The following is a 20,099-nucleotide window of genomic DNA, read 5'->3' as shown; positions in this document are numbered from 1 at the left end:
GCCCCGTATACTCGGCCTGGTGCTGGGGCGCTATGTGCTACGGGAGGTCCTGGTCCCCTACCTGGTGGGGGTGGTGCTCTTCACCGCCCTTCTCACCTTTGACCTCCTCTCCAGCCTCTCCGGGGTTCTCCTGAGCCGGGGGGCGGGGGTGGAGGCCATCGCCGCACTGGTCCTCTACCGCCTGCCCTGGACCCTGAGCCTGGCCCTGCCCCTGGGCCTGGTCTTCGCCATCCTGGTGGGCCTCGCCCGCCTCATCCGCCACTCAGAGCTCAAGGCGGCCTACGCCGCCGGCGTGCCCCCCCTGGCCCTCCTCAAGCCCCTGGTCCTCCTGGCCCTCCTGGTGAGCCTCCTCAACCTGGGGAACCTGGCGGAGCTCAGGCCTAGGGCCCTCGAGGCCTACGACACCCACCTGGCCCGCCTCCTCTATGGGGAAGGGGCCTTGAGCGGGGTCTTGCGAAACCAGCTCTACGCCCCTCCCGGCCTGGGGGTGTACTACGCGGAGGAGGTGCGCCCCGAGGTGGGGCAGAACCGCCTCTTTGGCCTCCGGGTGGTGGACGGGGAGGGGCGGGTCTACAGCGCCAGCGAGGGGGTCTGGGACGAGGAGGGCTGGCACTTCCGCGGCCACGTGCTGGAGGAGGGCACCCTGAAGCCTTTCCAAGGGACTCTCCCCTTCCCCGTGCGCTTCCGGCCCAAGGAGAGCCTGGGCTCCCGCGACCCCTACGACTCCAGCACCCTGGGGGAGCTCTGGGCGCGAAGCCGGGTGGAGGGGGGTGCCCGCTTCGCCCTCTACCGCCGCCTGGCGGACGCCCTGGGAGGGTTTTTCCTGGGGTGGGTGGCGGCGGCCCTGGGCCTCTCCTTCCGGGAGGCCGCCTGGGCCTTTTTGGGGATTGTCCTCCTCATCTTCGGCTACTACGTGCTCTGGACCCTTAGCGCCCAGCTGGCCCGCTACGACGTCAACCCCCTCCTGGCCTTCCTGCCCAACGGCGTCTTCGGCCTTTTGGCCCTCTTCCTCACCTGGAGGCTTAGGTGAAGACCCTGGACCGCTACCTCCTGCGGGAAGCCCTGGCCCACTTCCTGGTGGGCCTTGCCGCCATCGTCCTCCTCTTCCTGGCGGGGGCGGTCTACGAGGTCCTGGCCCCCCTGGTGGCCAAGGGGGCCGACCCCTACACGCTTCTGCGCTACCTCCTCTACCGCACCCCCGAGGCCCTGGTGCGGGGGGCCCCGGTGGCCTACCTCTTCGCCCTTCTGCTCCTCCTCTCCCGCATGGCGGAGGACTCGGAGCTCAAGGCCCTCCTGGCCCTGGGGGTACGGCGGGAGCGGGTGCTTTGGCCCTTCCTCCTCCTGGGGGGCGGCCTCTCCCTCCTGGGCTTTGCCCTGGGGGAGAGCCTGGTGCCAAGGAGCCTGGCCGCAGGGCAGGACCTCCTGAGGCGCCAGGTGCTGGAGCGGCCCCGGGGCCTCCTCACCCCTGGGGCCACCTTCCAGGACGCCCGGGGGCGGGTGGTCCACGTGGGGGAGGTGGCGGGGGAACGGGTGGGGAAGCTGCGCGTCCTCTCCCGGGAAGAGGTCTTGCTGGCCGAGGAGGGGCGCTTCCAGGGGGGGACCTTGCGGGTGGAGCGGGGCCTCCGGGTCACCTACGAGGGGGACAGGCCCAGGACCCTCACCCGTTTCCAGCGGGGGGAGCTCGTCCTGCGGGACCTCACCTTTGAACCCTGGCAGAACCCCGCCAACCGCATGACCCTGGCCGAGCTGCGGCGGGAGGTGGAAAGGCTTAGGGCCCAGGGGGTGCGGGCGGGCCTCGAGGCCACCACCTACTACCGCCGCTTCGCCGAGCCCGCGGCCAGCCTGGTCTTCGCCCTCTTTGCCACCGGGCTGGCCTTCTACCTCCTCGGGGGGTCCCGGAGCCTGGGGCTTGTGGGGGTGGCCGTCCTCACCTTCTTCTACTACGCCACCTGGAGCGTGGGGCGGATCATGGGGGAGCAGAACGCCCTCCCCCCCCTTCTGGCCGCCTGGGGGCCCAACCTGGTCTACGGGCTTCTGGGGCTTCTCCTCTTCCTGGGAGGTAGGCGGTGAGGTGGCTTCTGCCCCTCCTCTTCCTCCTCCTGCCGACCCTGGCCCAAGGGGTGCTGAAGGTATTGGAGGCAGAACGGCTGGAGCTCAGGCTGGAGGAAGGGGAGGAGGTCTACGTGCTCACGGGGAACCCCGTGCGCCTGGAGCGGGAGGGGGAGAGCCTGGAGGCCCAGCGGGCGGTCTACTACCGGGAACGCAGGCTCCTCCTCCTCTCGGGAAACGTGCGCTACCAGGACCGGGAGGGGCGGAGGATAGAGGCCGAGGAGCTCCAGGTGGACCTTTCCGACGAGGGCTTTGATGCCCTTTCCGTGCGCATAGAGGCCAAGGACCTCCTCCTCACCGGCCCCCTGTGCCAGCGGGCGGCAGGGACCATCCTTCTGGAAGAGGGCTACGCCACCCCCTGCGCCGGGTGCGGGCAGAAGGTGCCCGACTACGCCTTCCGCGCCCGGGAGATCCTCCTCTACCCCGGGGACCGGGTGGTGGCCCGGGGGGTGGTGCTCCTGATGGGGGAAGAACCCGTGCTGGAGCTCCCCGTCCTCCTCCTCTTCCTCTCGGAGCGCCAGCCCAGGCTGGAGATAGGCCAGGACGACCAGGGGGTGTACCTGAAGGCCGCCCTGCCCTACGCCTCTGAGTTCGGGCTCGGCTACACCCTCCTCCACTACTACGGGGGGCGGGGATACGGGTTTGGCCTGGACCACATCGGTCTCGGGGAGGCCAAGGAGCGCTACTTCTTCCTCCACACCCCCCCGGACACCTTCCAGTACCGGGGGGAGTACCTCCTGAAGCGGGGGGAGTTCTCGGTAAGTGCCCTTTTGGAGCGGGACGACACCCGGGAGAAGCTCTCCCGGCTCCGCCTCGAGGCCCTCCTCCCCGGCACCCCCAACCCCGGGGAGTGGCGCTACGCCCTAAGGCTGGAGGGCTTCCTGGACCACGACCCCACCACCCCCCCGCCCCGCACCCTGCAACGGCTGCCCGAGCTGGAGGTGCAAAGCCCCCCCTGGCGGGAAGGCCCCTTTAGCCTCCAGGCGGGCCTGGTCCTGGGGCGCTACCTGGCGGAGACCAACCCCCTAAACCGCTCCGCCCGGGCCCTGGGCCCCTACGCGGAGGCGGGCCGGGCCCTCCTCACCCACAGCGAAGCCCTCGCCCTCACCCCCTGGCCCGGGGCCAGCCTGCGGGCGGAAAACCGCTTCCGCGGCTTCTACTACACCACGCAAAACCCCGATGGAGAGCCCGAGCGGCAGGTGGACTGGACCACCACGGCCAGCCTCCGCCAGGGCCTGGGGGGGTTCAGCCTGGAGCTGGGCTATGCCCGAGGCCTGCAGGAGGGGGAAAGCCCCTTCCGCTTTGACGCCCTGCCCCAGCGGAAGAGCCACCAGGCCACGCTCACCCTGGGCTTCCAGGAGCGCCCCCTCAGCCTGAGCCTTAAGGGAGGGCGGGACCTGGAGGGAGGGAAGTACCTGCCCCTGGAGGCCCAGGCCGCCCTCCAGGACCCCGGCTACGCCTTGGCCCTCTACCACCGCCGGGGGGTAGAGGAGGGTCCTTTGGAGACCCGCCTCGAGGCCAGCCTCACCCCCTACCCCTTCTCCCTCAGGGCCAGCCTCCGCTACGACCACGCCAAGGCCCTCTACGACCCCCTCCTCCTCCAGGCGGGCTACGCCCTCCCCGGGGGGAGCCTGAACCTGAGCCACCGCCACGCCCTGGACGGCAAGGGCCCCCTCTCCACGGAGCTCAGCTTCAGCCTGCGGGAAGGCCCCAACGCCTACACCCTCCAGGGCCGCAGGGACTGGCCGCAGGACACCCTCACCCTCCAGGGCCAGGCCATCCTGGGCCCAGAAAGCCTCTCCCTCCAGGCCACCCTGGACCCCAAGGCCTTGGGCTACGCCCTGGGCTTTCGCTCCGGGGTGGCCCCCGGGCCCCTTCTGGACCTCCTCCTCTCCGGCCGCTACCAGGAGGGCTTCCGGGGGAGCAACCTGCGCCTTGGCCTCACCCAGGCCCTCCCCGAGGTGGGCTTCCGCCTGACCGCCAACCTGCACCTGCCCGAGGTGGAGGACGGGGGGGTCTACCTAAAGGACGCCACCTTCAGCGGGGGGGTGGAGCTCTGGCGGCCCGTGCCCGCGGACGAGGCGGGGGAGGGGGCCATCCCCGGCCTCTCCCTCTCCGGGGCCCTCACCTACACCCGCCAGCCCCAAAGGCCCGAGGGCTACACCCTGGCCCTGCGGGGCTTCGGCCCCACGCTCACCTTCCTGGGCCGGGAGAACACCAAGCTCCACCTCTCGGCCCTGCTCACCCAGAACCTGCCGGGAGAGCCCCTGAAGCCCCGCTTCATCCTGGTCCTGGACCGCTGCTGCTGGGCCATGCGCTTCACCCTGGACGCCCAAAAAGGGAGCCTGGGCCTGGCCTTCCTCTACGGGGGGCAGGCGGCGGGCCTCCTCCTCTCCGAGGAGGGCATCAAGCTAGGGGGTACGCGATGAAAAGGCCATGGCTACTCCTCTTCCTCCTTTACCTCCTCTACGCCTGCACGGGAAGCCAGGAGACCCCCCTCCCCGCCCTGGTGGCGGCGGGAGGGAACGGGGAGATGCGCTTCTACCGGGCCAGGGACCTGCAGGGGGGTAGCGCCACCCCCGTGGCCACCTGGACCACTCCCGGCCTGGTGGACCTGGCCTACGGCCACGCCCAGGGCCGGCTCTTCCTCCTCTTCCCCGACCGGGTGGAGGCCTACGGCACCCAGGGCTTCACGGAAAACGCCGCGCCCCAGCCCCCCCCTGCGGCCACCTTCCCCCTGGACCCCGGCACGGACTGCACCGGGGGGTACCTGCGCCAGGGAGAGGGGCGCCTCCTGGTCCACTGCCCGGGGGCAGGAAGGGCCTTCCTCCTCGGGCTTCCTGACCTCACCGATCCCCTGGAGGCCGACCTCACCGGGCTTCCCCCGGGGGTGCGGCTGGCCCTTTGGGGGCAGGATCTCCTGGCCTACCTCACGGAAAGCGCCCTGGGCTACCGCCCCCCCGCGAACCCCCAGGGCACCCCCCGCCTGGAAAAGCCCTTAGGCCTGGCGGGGTTCACCCCGGGCGACCTCCGGAGCGACCCGGGCCGCCCCAGGCTCCTGGGGGCAGGCCGCACCCTCACGGAGCCCCACCTCCTGCGCCTGGAGGGGGATGCCCTTTCCATCCAGCCCCTGGGCCTTCCCTCCGCACCCCTGGGCCTAGCCCTGGACCCGGTGGCGGGGCTGGTGGCCTATGGCCTCGGCTTCCGGGTGCTGGAGCCCCGGGACTCGGGGGCCCAGCGGACCTTTTTCGCCTACGGGGCGGGATTGGTGGGCCAGGACGCCTACCTCTACCTGGCCCAGGGAAGCACCCTGGAGGTCTACGACTTACAGCAGAACCCCTTCCCCACCTTTCCCCAGGCCAGCGCCAACCTGGGCTTCAGCCCACGCTCCTTAGCCTTCCTCCCGGTAGAATGAGGCATGCTCCAAGGCAAAGCCTTCCTGGTCACGGGGGCGGGGGGGGCCTTGGCCCGGGCCGTGATCCCCGCCCTGCACAAAGGGGGGGCCAGGCTCTTCCTCTCCGACCCCCGGCCCGAACGCATGGCCGAGCGGGCCAAGGCGGTGGGGGGGGAGACCTTCGTGGCCGACCTCACCCGGCTGGAGGAGGCCCAGGCCCTGGCCCGCTTCGTGGAACGGGAGGCCCCCCTCTACGGGGTGGTGCACACCGTGGGGGGGTTCGCCGCCGGGCGCTTTTTGGACTCGGACCCCGGGCTTTACGACTGGCTCCTAGACCTGAACCTGCGCACCACCTTCAACCTCCTCCAGGCGGTCCTCCCCTACATGGAGCGGCGGGGAGAGGGCTTCTTCGCCGCCATCGCCGCCGGGCCCGCCTGGACGGGGGCTGGCCCGGGCCGGGCCCTCTACACCATGAGCAAGGCCGCCCTGGCCAGCCTCCTCAAGTCCCTGCAGGGGGAGGTGGAGGGGGTGCGCTTCCTGGTGGTCTACCCCATGGGCACCCTGGACACAGAGGCCAACCGCAAGGCCATGCCCGAGGCGGACCCCAGCCGCTGGATCGCCCCCGAGCTGGTGGCCGAGGCCATCCTTCTGGCCGCCTCCGCTAAGGGAGGGCGGTTTTTGGAGCTCCCCATCTACCCCCCCACCTAGCCCCCAGGTAGGCCCCCAGGGCGTCCGCCACCAGGTCCCAGCCGAAGGCCTCCCGGCCCGGGACCAGGCTCTGGTGGGCCTCGTCCACCACCCCGTAGAGGGCGGTCAGGAGGAAGGCGGGCCAGAACCCCCCGAGGCCAAGCCGCCAGAGGAGGCCCAGGAGGGCATAGGCCAGGAAGTGGGCCCCCTTGTCCCAGGGGTGGGGGAGGCCCATGCCCGTGGCGGGCTGGGCGGAAAGCCACCAGAGGAGGGCCATCTGGCCCAGGGCCAGGAGGCGGAAGGTGAGGCGCATCAGGCCTCCACCAGCTCCCAGAGCACCCCCAGGCCGAAGCTAGGGTGGAGGAAGGCCACCTTGTGGCCGCCGAAGCCGGGCCGGGGGGCTTCGTCAATGAGCCGGGCCCCCTGGGCCTTGAGGCGGGTGAGCTCCTCCGCGATCTGCGGGGTGGCGAAGGCCAGGTGGTGGAGGCCCGGCCCCCGCTTGGCCAGGAAGCGGCCCACCGGGGTCTCGGGGCCTAAGGGGGCGAGGAGCTCCAAAAGGGTTTCCCCTTCCCCTTGCAGCAGGGCCACCCGCACCCCCTGGGCGGCCACCTCCCCCTCGGCCACCACCCGGTAGCCCAGGTGGAGGTAACGGGCCTTGGCCTCTTCCAAGTCCTCTACCGCGATGCCCACGTGGTGGAGGCGCATGGGGTCATTCTAGCCCGGGGAAGCGGTGGCCTCGAGGAAGACCCGGTCCGCCCGGTAGGAGCTGCGCACCAGGGGTCCGGCGAAGACCTCCTTGAAGCCCAGCTCGTACCCCCAGGCGGCGTAGCGCTGGAAGTCCTCCGGGGGCACGTAGCGCTCCACGGGCAGGTGGGCCGGGGTGGGGCGCAGGTACTGCCCCAGGGTGAGGATGTCCACCCCCGCCTGGCGCAGGTCCCGCATGGCCTCCAGGATCTCCTCCTCCCTTTCCCCCAGGCCCAGCATCAGGCTGCTCTTGGTAAGGATGTGGGGCCGGACCCTTTTGGCGTGGGCCAGGACCCTAAGGGTCTGCTCGTAGCCCGCCCGGGGGTCGCGGACCCGGTGGGTGAGCCGGCGCACGGTCTCCAGGTTCTGGGCGTAGACCTCGGGGTTCGCGTCCAGGACCGTCTCCACCGCCTTGAGGTCTCCCTGGAAGTCGGGGGTGAGGGCCTCCACCAAGACCCCGGGGGCCTTCTCCTTGATGGCCCGGATGGTGGCGGCGAAGTGAGCCGCCCCCCCGTCGGGCAGGTCGTCCCGGTCCACGCTGGTGAGGACCACGTAACGGATGCCCAGCCGGGCGATGGCCTCCGCCACCCGCACGGGCTCCTCCGGGTCCAGGAAGCCCCGGGGGTTTCCCGTGTCCACGGCGCAGAACTTGCAGGCCCGGGTGCAGATTCCCCCCAGGATCATCACCGTGAGGGTGCCATGGGTCCAGCACTCCCCGATGTTGGGGCAGAGGGCCTCCTGGCAGACGGTGTGGAGCCTGAGCTCCTGCACCGTGGCCTTAAGGGTCTGGTAACGGGCCCCCGTGGGCAGGGTGGCCCGGAGCCAGGCGGGCTTGTGGCGGTCCACGGGCTCGGGCCGGGCCTGGGCCAGGCCGTTCTTCACCACCTTGAGCTCCAGGACCTCCCCCGTGGGGGAGCGGAGCTCCACCGTCTCAAACTTGGGTTTCATGGGCTTCCTCCTGGAAACGGGGGACCATGCCGAAGACCTCGGCAAAGGCCGCCACCACCCGCGCCTTCACCTCCGCCATGGGCACCCGGCGCCCCAAGAGCTTCTCCAGGGAGGTCACCCCCTTGCCCTTGAGGCCGCAGGGCACGATGACGGAGAAGTCGTTGAGGTCGGTGCTCACGTTGAGGGCGAAGCCGTGGAAGCTGACCTCCTCCTTCACCGCCACCCCGATGGCGCAGAGCTTGTCCTCCCCCACCCAGACCCCGGCGTACCCGGGGCTGGGGTAGGCGGCGATGCCGTAGGTGGCCGCCACCCTGACGATGGCCTCCTCTATCTGCCGCAAAAAGCGGCGCACCTCCCGGCCCACGGGGAAGATGGGGTAGCCCACCAGCTGCCCCGGGCCGTGGTAGGTCACGTCCCCGCCCCGCTCCACCCAGTAGACCTCAAAGCCGTTTTCCCGGTACCAGCTCTCGGGGAAGAGGAGGTTTTCCCCGGTGGCCTTCCGGCCCAGGGTGATGACCCGGGGGTGTTCCAGGAGGAGCAGGGTGGGCGGACGCTCCCCCCGCGCCACCTGGGCGTGCACCCGCTTCTGGTACTCCCAGGCTTCCCCGTAGGGCTTAAGGCCGAGGTCCTCCACCAGGAACTCCACGCCCTAAAGCATACGCCCCCCGGGGCCAGCCTCCAAGGTGCGGGGCCACAGCTGACCCGCCCCTGACCTTGAAGGGGCAGGATGGGGGCATGGGCCTGGAGAAACGCGTGGAGAGGCTTCTGGAACTGGACCCCAAAGCCCTGGACCCCAGGACGGCCGAGGCCCTCATGGACGAGGTCCTGGCCGTATTCCGCCGCCACCTGCCGGTGCGGGCCCTCGAGGCCCGCCTGGAACGCCGGGAGGGACACCTCCTCCTTCTGGCGGTCCTGGAGGAAGCCCTAGACCCCCAGGAAACGGCCTAGGAGCCGGTCCCGCCAGGGGGTAGGGAGGAGGCGCAAGAGCAGGGTCTCCCGAACCCGGGCGGGGTGGGCCACCAGGTAGCGGGCCTTGGGGTTGGGGCTTTCCAGGGCGCGGAGCACCGCCTCGGCCACCCGCTCCGGGAAAAGCCCCCTTTGGGCGCTCCTTCTGGCCATGCGCCGGGCCAGGTCCAGGTAGCGGCCGTAGACCCCCTCGGTGCCGGGGGGTGGGGGCTCCAGGTAGGCCTCCGCCGCCCTAAGGGAGCGCTCCCAGATGGGGGTGGCCACGGAACCCGGCTCCACCAGGACCACCCGGACCCCGAAAGGGGCCAATTCCACCCGGAGGGCATCCGCCAGGGCCTCGAGGGCGAACTTGCTGGCGGCATAGGGCCCCATGAGGGGGAGGGCCACCAGGCCGGAAACCGAGCCCATGAGGACCACCCGCCCCCTAGCCTGGCGCAGGAGGGGCAAAAAGGCCTTCACCGTGGCGAAGGCCCCCAGGACGTTCACCTCCAAGGCCTGGCGGAAGGCAGCAGGCGGCACCAGCTCCAAAGGCCCCGCCACGGCCACCCCCGCGTTGGCCACCACCCCGTAAAGCCCCTCCCCCAGGGCCTCCCTGGCCCTCTTTAGGTCCCCCTCCTGGGTGACGTCCAGGAAGATGGGGGTTATCCCCTCCTGGGCCAGGGCCTGGGCGTCCGCCTCCTTGCGCACGCCCCCGTAGACCCGGTAGCCCCTTCTCGCCAGAAGCCGGGCGGTGGCCAGGCCAATGCCGCTTCCCGCCCCAGTGATGAGGACGCGCTTCGCCATTTGGACCCAGTGTACCCCAAGGGGTTATAATCTGGGCCAAACCTATGCTAGGAAGACGCATCCAGCAGGGGATCTACCTAAAGGGCTTCCTCGGGCAAAAGCCCCCGGTCCCCGTCCACCCAGAGGCCCTGGAGAGGGCGGCAAAGAGGCGGATGTCCCCCGAGGCCTTCGCCTACGTGGCGGGGGGGGCCGGGGTGGAGGCCACCATGGCCCGGAACCGGGAGGCCTTTTTGCGGTTGGCCATTCACCCCCGGATGCTCCGGGGGGCCAAGCCCCCCTCCCTGGAAACGGGGCTCTTCGGCCACCGTTGGGCCGCCCCCCTCTTCCTGGCCCCCATCGGGGTCCTGGAGCTGGCCCACCCCCTGGCGGAGCTGGCGGCGGTCCGGGCCGCGGCCAAGCGGGGCCTCCCCTTCATGGTCTCCAACCAGAGCTCCTACCCCCTGGAGGCCGTGGTGGAGGCGGCCAAGGCGGTGAACCCCCAGGCCCCCGTCTTCTTCCAGCTCTACCACTCCAGCGACGGACGGGTGGTGGAAAGCTTCCTCCGGCGGGCGGAAAGGGCGGGGTGTGCGGGGGTAGTGCTCACCGTGGACACGGTGCAGCTGGGCTGGCGGCCCCGGGACCTGGACCTGGCCCACCTCCCCTTCCTGCGAGGGCAGGGCCTAGCCCAGTACCTGAGCGACCCCGCCTTCATGGCCGCCCTGGAGAAGCCCCTGGAAGGGCCTGCCTTCCAGGCCAAGCCCACCTGGGCCCTCCTGCGCCACCTCCTCACCCTGCGCCGGGTAGGGGCCCGCTTCGGGGTACGGGGCCTGGGGCGCCTCCTCAAGGCGGTGCGGCGCTTCGTGGCCACCTACTCCTTCCCCGAGCTCTCCTGGGAGGAGGTGCGGCGGGTGCGGGAGGCCACCCCCCTTCCCCTCGTCCTCAAAGGCCTCCTCCACCCCGAGGACGCGGCCAAGGCAGTGGAGCTTGGGGTGGACGGGGTCTATGTCTCCAACCACGGGGGGCGGCAGGTGGACGGGGCGGTAGCGGCCCTCGAGGCCCTGCCCCCAGTGGTGGAAGCCGTGGCGGGCCGGGTGCCCATCCTCCTGGACAGCGGGGTACGTAGCGGCGCCGATGTGGTCAAGGCCCTGGCCCTGGGGGCCAAGGGGGTGGGCCTGGGGCGGCCCTACGTGTACGGGCTGGCCCTAAGGGGGGAGGAGGGCGTGGGAGCGGTGCTGGACCACTTTTTGGCGGAGCTGGAACTCACCCTGGCCCTCTCGGGGGTGGCCAGGCTGGAGGAGGTAGGCCCCCAGCTCCTCTTCCCCCCAGGCCAGCCCTAGAAAAACCGAAGGGCGGGAAAATCCCGCCCTTGCGGCCTGCCGGCATGGGTGCCTACTGGGCCACCACGCTCACCTTGAGCCCGATGGGCACCTCGGGGTGGGGCTTGTAGGTGAGGACGTACTCCCCCAGCTCCTTGATGGGCTTTTCCAGGGCCAGCCGCTTGGGGTCGATGGTGATGCCGTGCTGGCGCGAGAGGGCCTCGGCGATGTCCTTGGCGGTCACGGAGCCGTAGATCTTGTTCTCCCCCGCCCGCACCGGGATGGTGAGGGTGAGGTTTTCCAGGATCTCCTTGAGCCGCTCCGCTTCAGCCTTGCGCTCCGCCAGGCGCTTAGCCTGGGCGCGGATCTTGGCCTCCAAGGCCTTCAGGTTGCTCTCCGTGGCCAGCACGGCCAGGCCCCGGGGCAGGAGGTAGTTGCGGGCGTAGCCGGGCTTGACCTTCACCACCTGGCCCACGTCGCCCAGGTTCTCCAGGGGTTCCAGCAGGATGACCTTCACGTTTCACCCCCTACTTGCGCACCAGCTTCTCCGTGAAGGGCAGAAGGCCCAGCACCCGGGCCCGCTTGATGGTGCGGGCCAGGATCCTCTGCTCCTTGGCGGTGAGCCCCGTGCGGCGGCGGGGCAGGATCTTCCCCGTCTCCGACAGGAACCGCTTCAGGACCTCCACGTTGCGGTAGTCCTTCAGGTCAAACTCCCCCAGGCTGGCCTTGACCTTGGCCTTCCGGGAGGGGCGCCTCTGCGCCTCCTTCTTGGGTTTAGCGTTCTTCGTGTTCAAAACGGCAAATCCTCCTCCGGCGGGAAGTCTTCCAGTCCCTCTTCAATGTCCACCCCACCCGTCTGGACGGCATGCGCCCTGGGCGCATCCTGGGGCCTGCTTCCGCCGGCTTGCGCAGGCCCACGGGTGGGCCGCTCCAGGCGGAGGGCTTCCACACGCGTCTGGAAGCGCCGCTCCCCGCTGGAGCTCATCCAGGAGTCGTTCACCAAACGGCCGATCACCAAAAGCCCCTCGCCCTTCCTTAGCTCCCCGGCCCACTCGGCCAGGTCCCGCCAGGCCTGAACCTCCACGAAGTGGGTCTTCTCCTCCTCCGCCCCCCCGGCGCCCCTGAGGCGCTCGTTCACCGCCAGGCCCAGCCGGGCCACCGCCGTCCCCTGGGGGGTGTAGCGGAGGTCGGGGTCGCGGGTGAGGTTGCCCATGAGGATCACCTGGTTGAGGGCGTGGCGGAGCCTGGGCTGGCCCCTGTTGTCCTCCAGGGTCTCCCGCCCCCGTCCATCCAGGGGGTCAATGAAGTCGCCCCGGATCCGGAGCTCGCTCCGCTTCTCCCCCTCCCGCTCCCACTGGCGGTACTCCAGCCGGCCCTCCACGAAGACGAGCTGGCCCTTCCCTAGAGCCTCCGCCCACATCTCCGCCTGGCGGCCCAGAAGGCGCACCCGGTGGTACCAGGAGACCTCCCGCTCGCCCCCTGCCCCGTCCACCAGGAGGTCCTGGCCGGCCAGGCTGAGCTCCAAGGTGGCCAAGCCCCCCGGCGTGTAGCGCAGTTCGGGGCTAGCGGTGAGGGTGCCGATGAGGAATACGCGGTTCAGGCCTCGAGCCATAGGAATAGCTTACGCCTTGGCGAGGAAGGGCTCCTGAACCTTGACCACCATGACCCGGCGCACGTTGTCCCGGATGCGGAGCTCCCGGGCCAGGTCGTTCACCCGGTCCTCGGGCATCTCCACCCGGTAGAAGAGGAAGAAGCCCTGGGTGTCCTTGGCGATGGGGTAGGCCAGGCGGCGCATCCCCCACTCCTCCACCTTCTCCACCTGGGCGCCGAAGGCCTCGAGGGCCTTGCCGATGATCTCCTTCTCCAAGGCGAGCTGGGTCTGGTCCAGGTTAGGGCTCAGGATGATGTTCACCTCGTACTTGCGCATCTCCACCTCCCTTCCGGGCCCGGCAGGCCGCACGAAGGAAGATTATACCCCCTTCTCCCCCCAATTAAAAGACCCAGGGGGCCCTAAGGCCCCCATCTGGCTCCGCGGGCAGGACTCGAACCTGCGACCAACCGGTTAACAGCCGGCCGCTCTACCAGCTGAGCTACCGCGGACCGACCGCACTTGGCACTATAGCAGGGGGGGCCAAGGAGCGTCAAGAAGGCTGGGGCCTGGGGTGCCCCAGGCCCCAGGCGCTAACCCGGCTAAAGCTTCTTCAAGGCCTGGGTCAGGTGGGTGAGCACCCCCTGGGCGTCCCCGTAGAGCATGCGGGTGTTGTCCGCGTAGAAGAGCTCGTTCTCCACCCCGGCAAAGCCTTTGCCCTGGCCGCGCTTGATGACGATCACGTTCTTGGCCTTGTCCACGTCCAGGATGGGCATCCCGTAAAGGGGGCTACCCGGGCGGCGGGCGGCGGGGTTCACCACGTCGTTGGCCCCGATGACCACCGCCACGTCCACCGTGGGGAACTCGGGGTTGATCTCCTCCAGGTCCTTGAGCTTGTCGTAGTCCACCCCCGCCTCGGCCAGGAGGACATTCATGTGCCCCGGCATCCGCCCGGCCACGGGGTGGATGGCGAACTTCACCTCCACCCCCCGGTTCTCCAGGAGGTCGGCCAGCTCCTTCACCTTGTGCTGGGCCTGGGAGAGGGCCATGCCGTAGCCGGGCACGAAGACCACCTTGCCCGCGTAGGCCAGCATGACCGCGGCGTCCTCCACGTCAATGGGCTTGAGGCTCCCCTTGACCTCCCCGGCCTCCTGCTCCACGCCAAAGCCCCCCATGAGCACGCTCCAGACGGAGCGGTTCATGGCCTTGGCCATGAGCACGGTGAGGAGGGTGCCCGCCGCCCCCACCAGGGTGCCGGCCACCATGAGGGCGGGGTTGCCCACGGCAAACCCCTCAAAGCCCACGGCCATCCCGGTGAAGGCGTTGTAGAAGGAGATGGCCACGGGCATGTCCCCCCCGCCGATGGGCAGGGTCATGAGGACGCCAAAAAGCAGGGCCAGGAGGAAGAAGAGCACGATGCTCACCGTGGGGTCGTTGAAGAGGAGGGAAAGGCCCAGGAGGACGGTAACGAGAAGCACCAGGGCGTTCACCGGCTTCTGCCCGGGGAAGAGGATGGGCCGGCTTTTCATGATGCCCTGGAGCTTGGCAAAGGCGATGAGGCTTCCCGTGAAGGCCACGCTGCCGATGAGCCCCCCCAGGATGGCCAGGGCCATGAGGCCGGGGTTTTCAAAGGCCCCCTTCAGGAGCTCCACTGCGGCGATGGTGGCCGCGGCGCCGCCCCCCATGCCGTTGTAGATGGCCACCATCTGGGGCATATCGGTCATGGCCACCTTGACCGCCGCCCACCAGGCCACCACCGAGCCCACCAGGAGGGCCAGGAGCATGAGGCCAAAGTTGTGGAGCTCAGGCCAGAAGAAGGTGGCCGCCACCGCCAGGACCATGCCCCACCCCGCCCAGACGATGCCGCTTTTGGCCGTGGTGGGGTGGGCCATGCGCTTCAGGCCCACGATGAAGAGGATGGCCACCACGAAGTAGGCCGCCTGGATGAGGTCCATCACTGACCACCCCCCTTGCCCGGCTTTTTCTCAAACATCTCCAGCATGCGCACGGTGACCGCATACCCCCCGGCGGCGTTGGCCGCCCCCAGGATGACCCCCAGGAAGCCGATGAGCTTCTCCAGGCCGGTCTCCGCATGGCCCAGGACCACCATGGCCCCCACCACCACCACCCCGTGGATGAAGTTGGAGCCCGACATCAGGGGGGTGTGGAGGATTACCGGCACCCGGGTGATGAGCTCGTAGCCCAAGAAGGCGGTGAGCACGAAGATGTAGAGGGCAGACCAGAAACCGAACTCCATCACGCACCTCCCAGAAGGGCCTTGGTGGGCCCGTGCAGGATCTCCCCCTCCCGCATGAGGAGGGCCCCTTGGATGATCTCGTCCTCCCACTTGGGGGCGAACTCGCCCTTCTCAATGAGAAGGCTGGAAAGGTTGAGGAGGTTCTTGGCGTACATCTCCGAAGCGTGCACGGAAAGCTCGCTGGGGAGGTTCAGGGGGCCGAAGATGCGCACCCCCCGCACCTCCACCACCTCCCCCGGCCGGGTGAGGACGCAGTTCCCCCCGCTCTCCGCGGCCAGGTCCACCACCACGGTCCCCGGCTTAAGGCGCTCCACCATGTCCTCGGTGAGGAGGATGGGGGCCCGGCGGCCCGGCACCTGGGCGGTGGTGATGAGGACGTCCATCCCCGCCACGTGGTCCCGCAAGGCCTCGTGCTGGATGCGCTTTTCCTCCTCGGTGAGCTCGCGGGCGTAGCCCCCCTCCCCTTCCGCGCTGATGGGGAGCTCAATGGGCTTGGCCCCCAGGGAGACCGCCTGCTCCACCGCGGCCTTGCGCACATCGTAGGCGAAGACCTGGGCCCCCAGGCGCTTGGCGGTGGCGATGGCCATGAGCCCCGCCACCCCCACCCCCATGACCATGACCTTGGCGGGCCGGATGGTGCCCGCCGCGGTGGTCAGCATGGGGAAGAAGCGGGGGGAAAGCCTGGCGGCGTGCAGGGCCGCCAGATACCCCGCCACCGTGGCCTGGCTGGAAAGGGCGTCCATGCTCTGGGCCCGGGTGATGCGGGGGATGAGCTCCATGGCGATCACCGTAGCCTTCTTCGCCGCCAGGGCCTTCACCAGCTCGGGGTTCTTGTGGGCCTGGACAAAGCCCACGGCGATGGCCCCCGGCTCCAGGGCGGTGATCAGGTCCTCAGGAGGGGGCTGGACGGTGAAGAGGAGGTTGGCCCCCTTCAGGAGCTCCCCTCGCTCCACCACCTCGGCCCCCGCCTCCTGGTAGGCGGCGTCCGGGTAGTAGGCGCCCTCGCCGGCACCCCGCTCCACCCGGACCCGCGCCCCTCCTTTCACCAGGCGGGCCACCACCTCGGGCACCAGGGCCACCCTTCGCTCGCCCGGGGCCCTCTCTTTGGGAACCGCTACGGTCACCATAGGACCTCCTTCCGGGCCAGTATACCAGCGTGGGTATGGGCATTTGCCCCCGCGGCGGGGGCTGACCCACTGGTCAGGAGAGGACGCTTATGAAAGAATGCCGCCATGCGGCCCTCGGGGTTGAAGATCGCCGCCGTCCTCCTCCTGGGCATCCTGGCCATCAGCTTCGGCAGCATCCTGGTGCGCCTGGCCCTGGCCGCCTCGGGGGACAGGAGCCTGGCCTTCAGCCTGGTGATGAGCGCGGGGCGCATGGGGCTGGCCGCCCTCCTCCTGGCCCCCGGCTGGCGTATCCCCCTGGGGAACCGGGCCGGGGTCCCCTGGGCCGTGGCGGCCGGGGTCTTCCTGGCCCTGCACTTCGCCTTCTGGATCACCTCCCTCTCCTACACCTCGGTGGCCGCCAGCACCGCCCTGGTCACCACCAACCCCGTATGGGTAACCTTCCTGGGCTGGCTCTTCTTCCGGGAGAGGCCCTCGAGCCTCACCCTCCTGGGGGTGGGGGTGGCCCTCCTGGGAGGGCTTCTCATCGGCCTGGGGGACGCCGCCGGGGGAGGAGGCACCAACCCCCTCCTGGGGGACCTGCTGGCGGTCCTGGGGGCGGTGGCCGCCTCCTTGTACTTCCTCCTGGGAAGGGAGGCCCAAAGGCGAGGGCTTTCCATCCTGGAGTACGTGCGGGTGGCCTACACCGCCGCCGCTTTGGTGCTCCTGCCCCTTCCCTACCTCTTCGGAGGGGGGTATGGGGGGTATGGCCTCGAGGTCTACGGCTATCTCCTCCTCATGGCCCTATTGCCCCAGCTGGTGGGCCACACCAGCTTCAACTGGGCCACCCGGCACATCCCCCCGGTCCTGGTCACCCTGGCCATCCTCTTTGAGCCGGTGGGGGCGAGCCTCCTGGCCTTCCTCCTCTTCGGGGAACTGCCGGGGACCCAGGTCCTCCTGGGGGCCTTGGTCCTCCTCCTGGGGGTGGCCCTGGCGGTCTTGGGAGGTAGGCGGTGATCCCGGTAGTCCTGGCCGCCCTGCTTTGGGGCCTGGGGGGGGCCCTGGCGGGGCGGTTCATGGGGGAGGTCCCGCCGGAGGTGCTCATCCCCCTGCGCTTCGCCCTGAGCTTCCTCCTCCTCCTGCCCCTGGTCCTGCGCCTGCCCCCAGGGGCCGGGGAGCGGCCACGGCTTTTGCGGGTGGGCCTGGCCCTCTCCGGGGCCCAGGCCTTCTACTACCTGGCCATCCACGCCACCACCGTGGCCACGGGCATCTTCCTGCAGTACCTGGCCCCTGCCCTCCTCACCCTCTACGCCCTTTTCCGGGGGGAAAGGCTTCCGGGAAGGGCCCTGGGAGGGGTGGCGCTGGCCCTCCTGGGGGCCTACGTGCTGGTGGTGGGGCCCAAAGGCCTCACGGCTAGCCCCGTGGGGGTGGCCTACGGCCTCCTCTCCGCCCTTTCCTTCGCCCTCTATGCCGCCTTCTCCCACGGGCTTAAGACCCCGCCCCTGGTAAGCCTGGGGGTGGCCACGGGGGTGGGAAGCCTCCTTTCCCTCCCCTTCCTCCTGGCCAACCTGCCCAGGGTCCTGGCCCTAGGCCCGGAGGCGTGGGGGGGCATCCTCTACCTGGTGACCCTGGGCACGGTGGTGCCCTTCGGGCTTTTCCTCCTGGGGGTGCGCACCCTCCCGGCCCGCACCGCCACCCTGGTGGCCATGCTGGAGCCCGTGGCCGGGGCCCTCTTTGCCTGGCCCCTGGCGGGGCAACCCCTAAGCCTCGAGGCCCTTCTGGGCGGCCTCCTCATCCTCGTGGGGGTGGCGCTGAACCGGAGGTGATATGGCGGCAAGGATCTTTTTTCTCTTCACGCTGGGCTACTTCCTCTCCTACTTCTACCGTTCGGCCAACGCGGTGCTCGCCAAGGACCTCTCCCGGGACCTGGGGCTGGGCCCGGCGGAGCTGGGCTTCATGACCAGCCTCTTCTACCTGGCCTTCGCCTCGGTGCAGCTCCCCCTGGGAAGCCTCCTGGACCGGTACGGCCCCCGGCGCATCACCCCGGCCCTCCTTCTGGTGGCGGCCCTGGGGAGCCTGGTCTTCGGCCTGGCGCAGAGCTTTCCCGTCTTAGCCCTGGGCCGGGCCCTGATCGGGGTGGGGATGGCCGCCGCCCTCATGGGCTCCATGAAGGCCTTCAGCCTCTGGTTCCCCCGGAACTACGCCACGGTCTCCACCCTGCTGGTGGGCCTGGGGGCCACGGGGGGCCTGCTGGCGGCCACCCCCCTGGCCCTCCTCAAGGAGGCCCTGGGGTGGCGGGGGGTCTTCCTCCTGGGGTCGGGGGTGGTGGTCCTGGTGGCCCTGGCCATCGCCCTCTGGGCCCGGAACACCCCCCGGGGGGTCCCCTGGCCCAAGGCCGAGGAGAAGGGGGGGCTTGGGGCCATCCTGAGCGGCGCCCTCCTCCGGGTGGCCTTTTTGGGGCTGGCCTTTGGCGGGGGGTTTTTGGCCCTGCAGACCCTATGGGCCGGGGCCTACGCCTACCACCTGGGCCTGGAGGCGGTGGCGGTGGGCAACCTCCTCTTCCTCTACTCAGGGAGCGCCGTGGTGGGCTTTTTGGTCTCGGGGTTCCTGGCCGACCGCCTGGGAACGGCGCGGGTGCTTTTGGGGGCGGCCCTCCTCTTCGCCCTGGGGCTTGGGCTTCTCCTCCTGGGGCACCTCTGGCCCGCCTACCCCATCCTGGGCTTTTTCGGCGCCTTCAACATCCTGACCCTCACCCAGGCCCGGGAACTGGTGCCAAGCCACCTGGTGGCCCGGGGGACCACCCTGGTGAACCTCTTCGCCATTGGGGGCACCTTCCTCCTGCAGTGGGGGGTGGGGGTGGTGGTGGGCGCCCTGGGGTATGGGGTGGCCTTTGCCGGGCTTCTGGGCCTGCACCTCCTGGCCCTTCTCCTCTACCTACCCCTGCTCCGCCCTCAGAGGGCCTCGGGGTGAAAGAGGAGGCGCTGCATCTCCCGGAGGCGGTCCTGCCAGCCAGGACGCTCTGGGGGTAGTTCTGCCGGGAGGGGGGAAGGGCGCTTTCGCGTGCCCAGGAAGAGCCAAGGGTGGGAATAGAGGCGTCCCTTACCGCCAGGGCGATAAACGACCAGCCTATGCCGGCCCGCCCAAACATAGACCTGCTCACGCCCCACTCCCATGACCTGGGCCACATCCTCCATCGGCATGAGGTCCTCAAAGCGCATGAGGGCTAGCCCCAAGACCTGGTCCAAGCGAGGCAGAAGGGACTCGCCAAGGAGAAGCGCCAGAAGACGCCACTCCCCCACATCCAAGGCCTGAATCAGGGCCTTGGGTTCAGGAGGGGGGAACCCTCCATGGAATCCCCGATCTGCCGCCTCCAAGGCCTGGTAGTACCTTTGGCGGTCAGCTTCCCCCAGTCCCTTGACCACGAGAGGAGGAAGGCCTTGGTAGATGGCCAGATAGTTTAGGAGAAGACGACCCACCCTTCCGTTGCCGTCCAGATAAGGGTGGATGGCATCGAAGAGCACGTGGGCCTTGGCCAAGACCTCCAAAACCTCCCGTCCCCAGATTTGGCGAACCACTTCAACAAATGCCCTTAGGTACTCCGAGGCCTCCAGGGGGGGCTTTATCTTGGCGCCCTGGATCACCCGGGAGATGCCGTCCGCCGGCTTACCGCGCTGGCGATCCAAGGTGGTTCCCCGGAAAAGCTGGCCATGGATGTTGTTGATCCAGGCCACATCAAGACGCAAAGGACCTTCTTGCGCATCGTGTAGGGCCTGTTCATACACAACCTGAGCCGTGCGGAAATAGTTCAACACCTCCAGCGAACCTCTGCGCCCCTGCCACTCTTCATTGGCCACCTGGATTAGATCCAGGCTAATCCCACCAAAACGCTGGAGGAGTTCTCTTCGCTCTTCCACCAGGCGCCGCAGTTTGTTATATAGCCTTTCGGGCCCAGAAGACATGATGCCCAATTTTATCGCTCTTATGCCTTGTTAACAAAAGGAGCGGTCAGGGCAAAACTAACATTTTTGTCCCCCCTTTCGGATATTCAATGCATACCCCCTTGACAAGCCAAAGGAAAAGGGGGCGCTTGGTGAGCTGTGGAAGAACACCAGACGCCCCCTTCCATCCTNCCCCTGTCCCTGGAGGAACTGGTCCCCCTGCTCCAGGCATGGCTCCAAGCCCGCTTGCCAGAAGGGGAGAGAAAACCCGGCAGGCCCAGGACCTT

The 20,099-nt window shown here is 69.5% G+C and carries 23 protein-coding genes and 1 tRNA gene; 10 read left to right on the top strand and 14 right to left on the bottom strand.

Annotated features, from left to right (window positions below; all coding sequences use genetic code 11):
• The first annotated feature begins 19 nt into the window (after positions 1-19).
• Genes B128_RS0103400 through B128_RS0103380 form a run of 5 tightly spaced genes read left to right on the top strand, consistent with a single transcriptional unit; the run spans position 20 to position 6,211 of the window.
• Complete coding sequence (locus tag B128_RS0103400; protein WP_026174991.1) at positions 20-1,030, top strand: LptF/LptG family permease; 1,011 nt, start codon at positions 20-22, stop codon at positions 1,028-1,030.
• Entirely contained in the window at positions 1,027-2,070 is a 1,044-nt protein-coding gene (locus B128_RS0103395) for an LptF/LptG family permease (protein WP_018110873.1), read from the top strand. Before B128_RS0103400 ends, B128_RS0103395 begins: the two co-directional genes overlap by 4 nt.
• On the top strand, positions 2,067-4,538 hold the full coding sequence (locus tag B128_RS0103390; protein ID WP_018110872.1) for a translocation/assembly module TamB domain-containing protein: 2,472 nt from the start codon (positions 2,067-2,069) through the stop codon (positions 4,536-4,538). The genes B128_RS0103395 and B128_RS0103390 overlap by 4 nt, the downstream gene beginning before the upstream one ends.
• The gene (locus tag B128_RS0103385) at positions 4,535-5,524 is read left to right on the top strand and encodes a hypothetical protein (RefSeq protein WP_018110871.1); all 990 of its coding nucleotides are present in this window, start codon (positions 4,535-4,537) and stop codon (positions 5,522-5,524) included. Before B128_RS0103390 ends, B128_RS0103385 begins: the two co-directional genes overlap by 4 nt.
• Before the next feature lie 3 nt (positions 5,525-5,527).
• Complete coding sequence (locus B128_RS0103380; protein ID WP_018110870.1) at positions 5,528-6,211, top strand: SDR family NAD(P)-dependent oxidoreductase; 684 nt, start codon at positions 5,528-5,530, stop codon at positions 6,209-6,211.
• On the opposite strand, the gene B128_RS0103375 is transcribed toward B128_RS0103380, so the two are convergent.
• Genes B128_RS0103375 through lipB form a run of 4 tightly spaced genes read right to left on the bottom strand, consistent with a single transcriptional unit; the run spans position 6,165 to position 8,528 of the window.
• A complete protein-coding gene (locus tag B128_RS0103375; protein WP_018110869.1) occupies positions 6,165-6,503 on the bottom strand; it encodes a VanZ family protein in 339 nt (112 codons plus the stop codon). The genes B128_RS0103380 and B128_RS0103375 overlap by 47 nt on opposite strands.
• Positions 6,503-6,895 (bottom strand): methylmalonyl-CoA epimerase, encoded by a 393-nt coding sequence (mce, locus tag B128_RS0103370; protein ID WP_018110868.1) that lies wholly within the window; start codon positions 6,893-6,895, stop codon positions 6,503-6,505. The genes B128_RS0103375 and mce overlap by 1 nt, the downstream gene beginning before the upstream one ends.
• Positions 6,896-6,904: 9 nt before the next feature.
• Entirely contained in the window at positions 6,905-7,882 is a 978-nt protein-coding gene (gene lipA / locus B128_RS0103365; protein ID WP_018110867.1) for a lipoyl synthase, read from the bottom strand.
• Positions 7,866-8,528 (bottom strand): lipoyl(octanoyl) transferase LipB, encoded by a 663-nt coding sequence (gene lipB / locus B128_RS0103360; protein WP_018110866.1) that lies wholly within the window; start codon positions 8,526-8,528, stop codon positions 7,866-7,868. The genes lipA and lipB overlap by 17 nt, the downstream gene beginning before the upstream one ends.
• 89 nt (positions 8,529-8,617) lie before the next feature.
• On the opposite strand from lipB, the gene B128_RS0103355 reads away from it, so the two are divergent.
• Entirely contained in the window at positions 8,618-8,830 is a 213-nt protein-coding gene (locus tag B128_RS0103355; RefSeq protein ID WP_018110865.1) for a hypothetical protein, read from the top strand.
• Here the strand turns inward: B128_RS0103355 and B128_RS0103350 are convergent.
• The gene (locus B128_RS0103350) at positions 8,807-9,631 is read right to left on the bottom strand and encodes an SDR family NAD(P)-dependent oxidoreductase (RefSeq protein ID WP_018110864.1); all 825 of its coding nucleotides are present in this window, start codon (positions 9,629-9,631) and stop codon (positions 8,807-8,809) included. The genes B128_RS0103355 and B128_RS0103350 overlap by 24 nt on opposite strands.
• A 44-nt stretch (positions 9,632-9,675) precedes the next feature.
• Here B128_RS0103350 and B128_RS0103345 point away from each other — a divergent pair, with 44 nt between their 5' ends.
• Positions 9,676-10,947 (top strand): alpha-hydroxy-acid oxidizing protein, encoded by a 1,272-nt coding sequence (locus B128_RS0103345; protein ID WP_018110863.1) that lies wholly within the window; start codon positions 9,676-9,678, stop codon positions 10,945-10,947.
• A 52-nt stretch (positions 10,948-10,999) separates the two neighbouring features.
• Here the strand turns inward: B128_RS0103345 and rplI are convergent, their stop codons facing one another.
• The 8 genes from rplI to B128_RS0103305 all read right to left on the bottom strand — a co-directional run bounded on the left by rplI (position 11,000) and on the right by B128_RS0103305 (position 15,898).
• Positions 11,000-11,443, bottom strand: coding sequence for a 50S ribosomal protein L9 (rplI, locus tag B128_RS0103340; RefSeq protein ID WP_018110862.1), 444 nt, complete (start codon positions 11,441-11,443; stop codon positions 11,000-11,002).
• Between the two features lie 10 nt (positions 11,444-11,453).
• The gene (gene rpsR / locus B128_RS0103335) at positions 11,454-11,720 is read right to left on the bottom strand and encodes a 30S ribosomal protein S18 (RefSeq protein ID WP_018110861.1); all 267 of its coding nucleotides are present in this window, start codon (positions 11,718-11,720) and stop codon (positions 11,454-11,456) included.
• The gene (gene ssb, locus B128_RS0103330) at positions 11,717-12,538 is read right to left on the bottom strand and encodes a single-stranded DNA-binding protein (RefSeq protein ID WP_026174990.1); all 822 of its coding nucleotides are present in this window, start codon (positions 12,536-12,538) and stop codon (positions 11,717-11,719) included. Before ssb ends, rpsR begins: the two co-directional genes overlap by 4 nt.
• Before the next feature lie 9 nt (positions 12,539-12,547).
• Positions 12,548-12,853 (bottom strand): 30S ribosomal protein S6, encoded by a 306-nt coding sequence (rpsF, locus tag B128_RS0103325; protein ID WP_026174989.1) that lies wholly within the window; start codon positions 12,851-12,853, stop codon positions 12,548-12,550.
• A gap of 97 nt (positions 12,854-12,950) precedes the next feature.
• Positions 12,951-13,026 (bottom strand) — tRNA-Asn (locus tag B128_RS0103320).
• A 90-nt stretch (positions 13,027-13,116) separates the two neighbouring features.
• Positions 13,117-14,469, bottom strand: coding sequence for an NAD(P)(+) transhydrogenase (Re/Si-specific) subunit beta (locus B128_RS0103315; RefSeq protein WP_026174988.1), 1,353 nt, complete (start codon positions 14,467-14,469; stop codon positions 13,117-13,119).
• Positions 14,469-14,771: a proton-translocating transhydrogenase family protein gene (locus B128_RS0103310; protein ID WP_008630585.1), complete on the bottom strand. Its 303-nt coding sequence runs from the start codon at positions 14,769-14,771 to the stop codon at positions 14,469-14,471. Before B128_RS0103310 ends, B128_RS0103315 begins: the two co-directional genes overlap by 1 nt.
• The gene (locus B128_RS0103305; RefSeq protein ID WP_018110858.1) at positions 14,771-15,898 is read right to left on the bottom strand and encodes an NAD(P) transhydrogenase subunit alpha; all 1,128 of its coding nucleotides are present in this window, start codon (positions 15,896-15,898) and stop codon (positions 14,771-14,773) included. Before B128_RS0103305 ends, B128_RS0103310 begins: the two co-directional genes overlap by 1 nt.
• Positions 15,899-16,003: 105 nt before the next feature.
• Here B128_RS0103305 and B128_RS0103300 point away from each other — a divergent pair, with 105 nt between their 5' ends.
• Genes B128_RS0103300 through B128_RS0103290 form a run of 3 tightly spaced genes read left to right on the top strand, consistent with a single transcriptional unit; the run spans position 16,004 to position 18,844 of the window.
• Positions 16,004-16,891 (top strand): DMT family transporter, encoded by an 888-nt coding sequence (locus tag B128_RS0103300; RefSeq protein WP_018110857.1) that lies wholly within the window; start codon positions 16,004-16,006, stop codon positions 16,889-16,891.
• On the top strand, positions 16,888-17,700 hold the full coding sequence (locus B128_RS0103295; RefSeq protein WP_018110856.1) for an EamA family transporter: 813 nt from the start codon (positions 16,888-16,890) through the stop codon (positions 17,698-17,700). The genes B128_RS0103300 and B128_RS0103295 overlap by 4 nt, the downstream gene beginning before the upstream one ends.
• 1 nt (position 17,701) lies before the next feature.
• Positions 17,702-18,844 carry an MFS transporter gene (locus B128_RS0103290; protein ID WP_018110855.1) on the top strand — a complete coding sequence of 381 codons (1,143 nt, stop codon included), beginning with the start codon at positions 17,702-17,704 and terminating at the stop codon, positions 18,842-18,844.
• Here B128_RS0103290 and B128_RS0103285 read toward each other — a convergent pair.
• Positions 18,826-19,617, bottom strand: a complete 792-nt coding sequence (locus tag B128_RS0103285) for a Fic family protein (RefSeq protein WP_245537214.1) — start codon at positions 19,615-19,617, stop codon at positions 18,826-18,828. The two genes, B128_RS0103290 and B128_RS0103285, sit on opposite strands and share 19 nt — an antisense overlap.
• Positions 19,618-20,099: the final 482 nt, after the last annotated feature.

The sequence above is a fragment of the Thermus igniterrae ATCC 700962 genome, assembly GCF_000376265.1.
Lineage (GTDB): Bacteria > Deinococcota > Deinococci > Deinococcales > Thermaceae > Thermus > Thermus igniterrae.
Note: the sequence above shows the minus strand (reverse complement) of the source record. Positions and strands in the feature narration are given on the sequence as shown.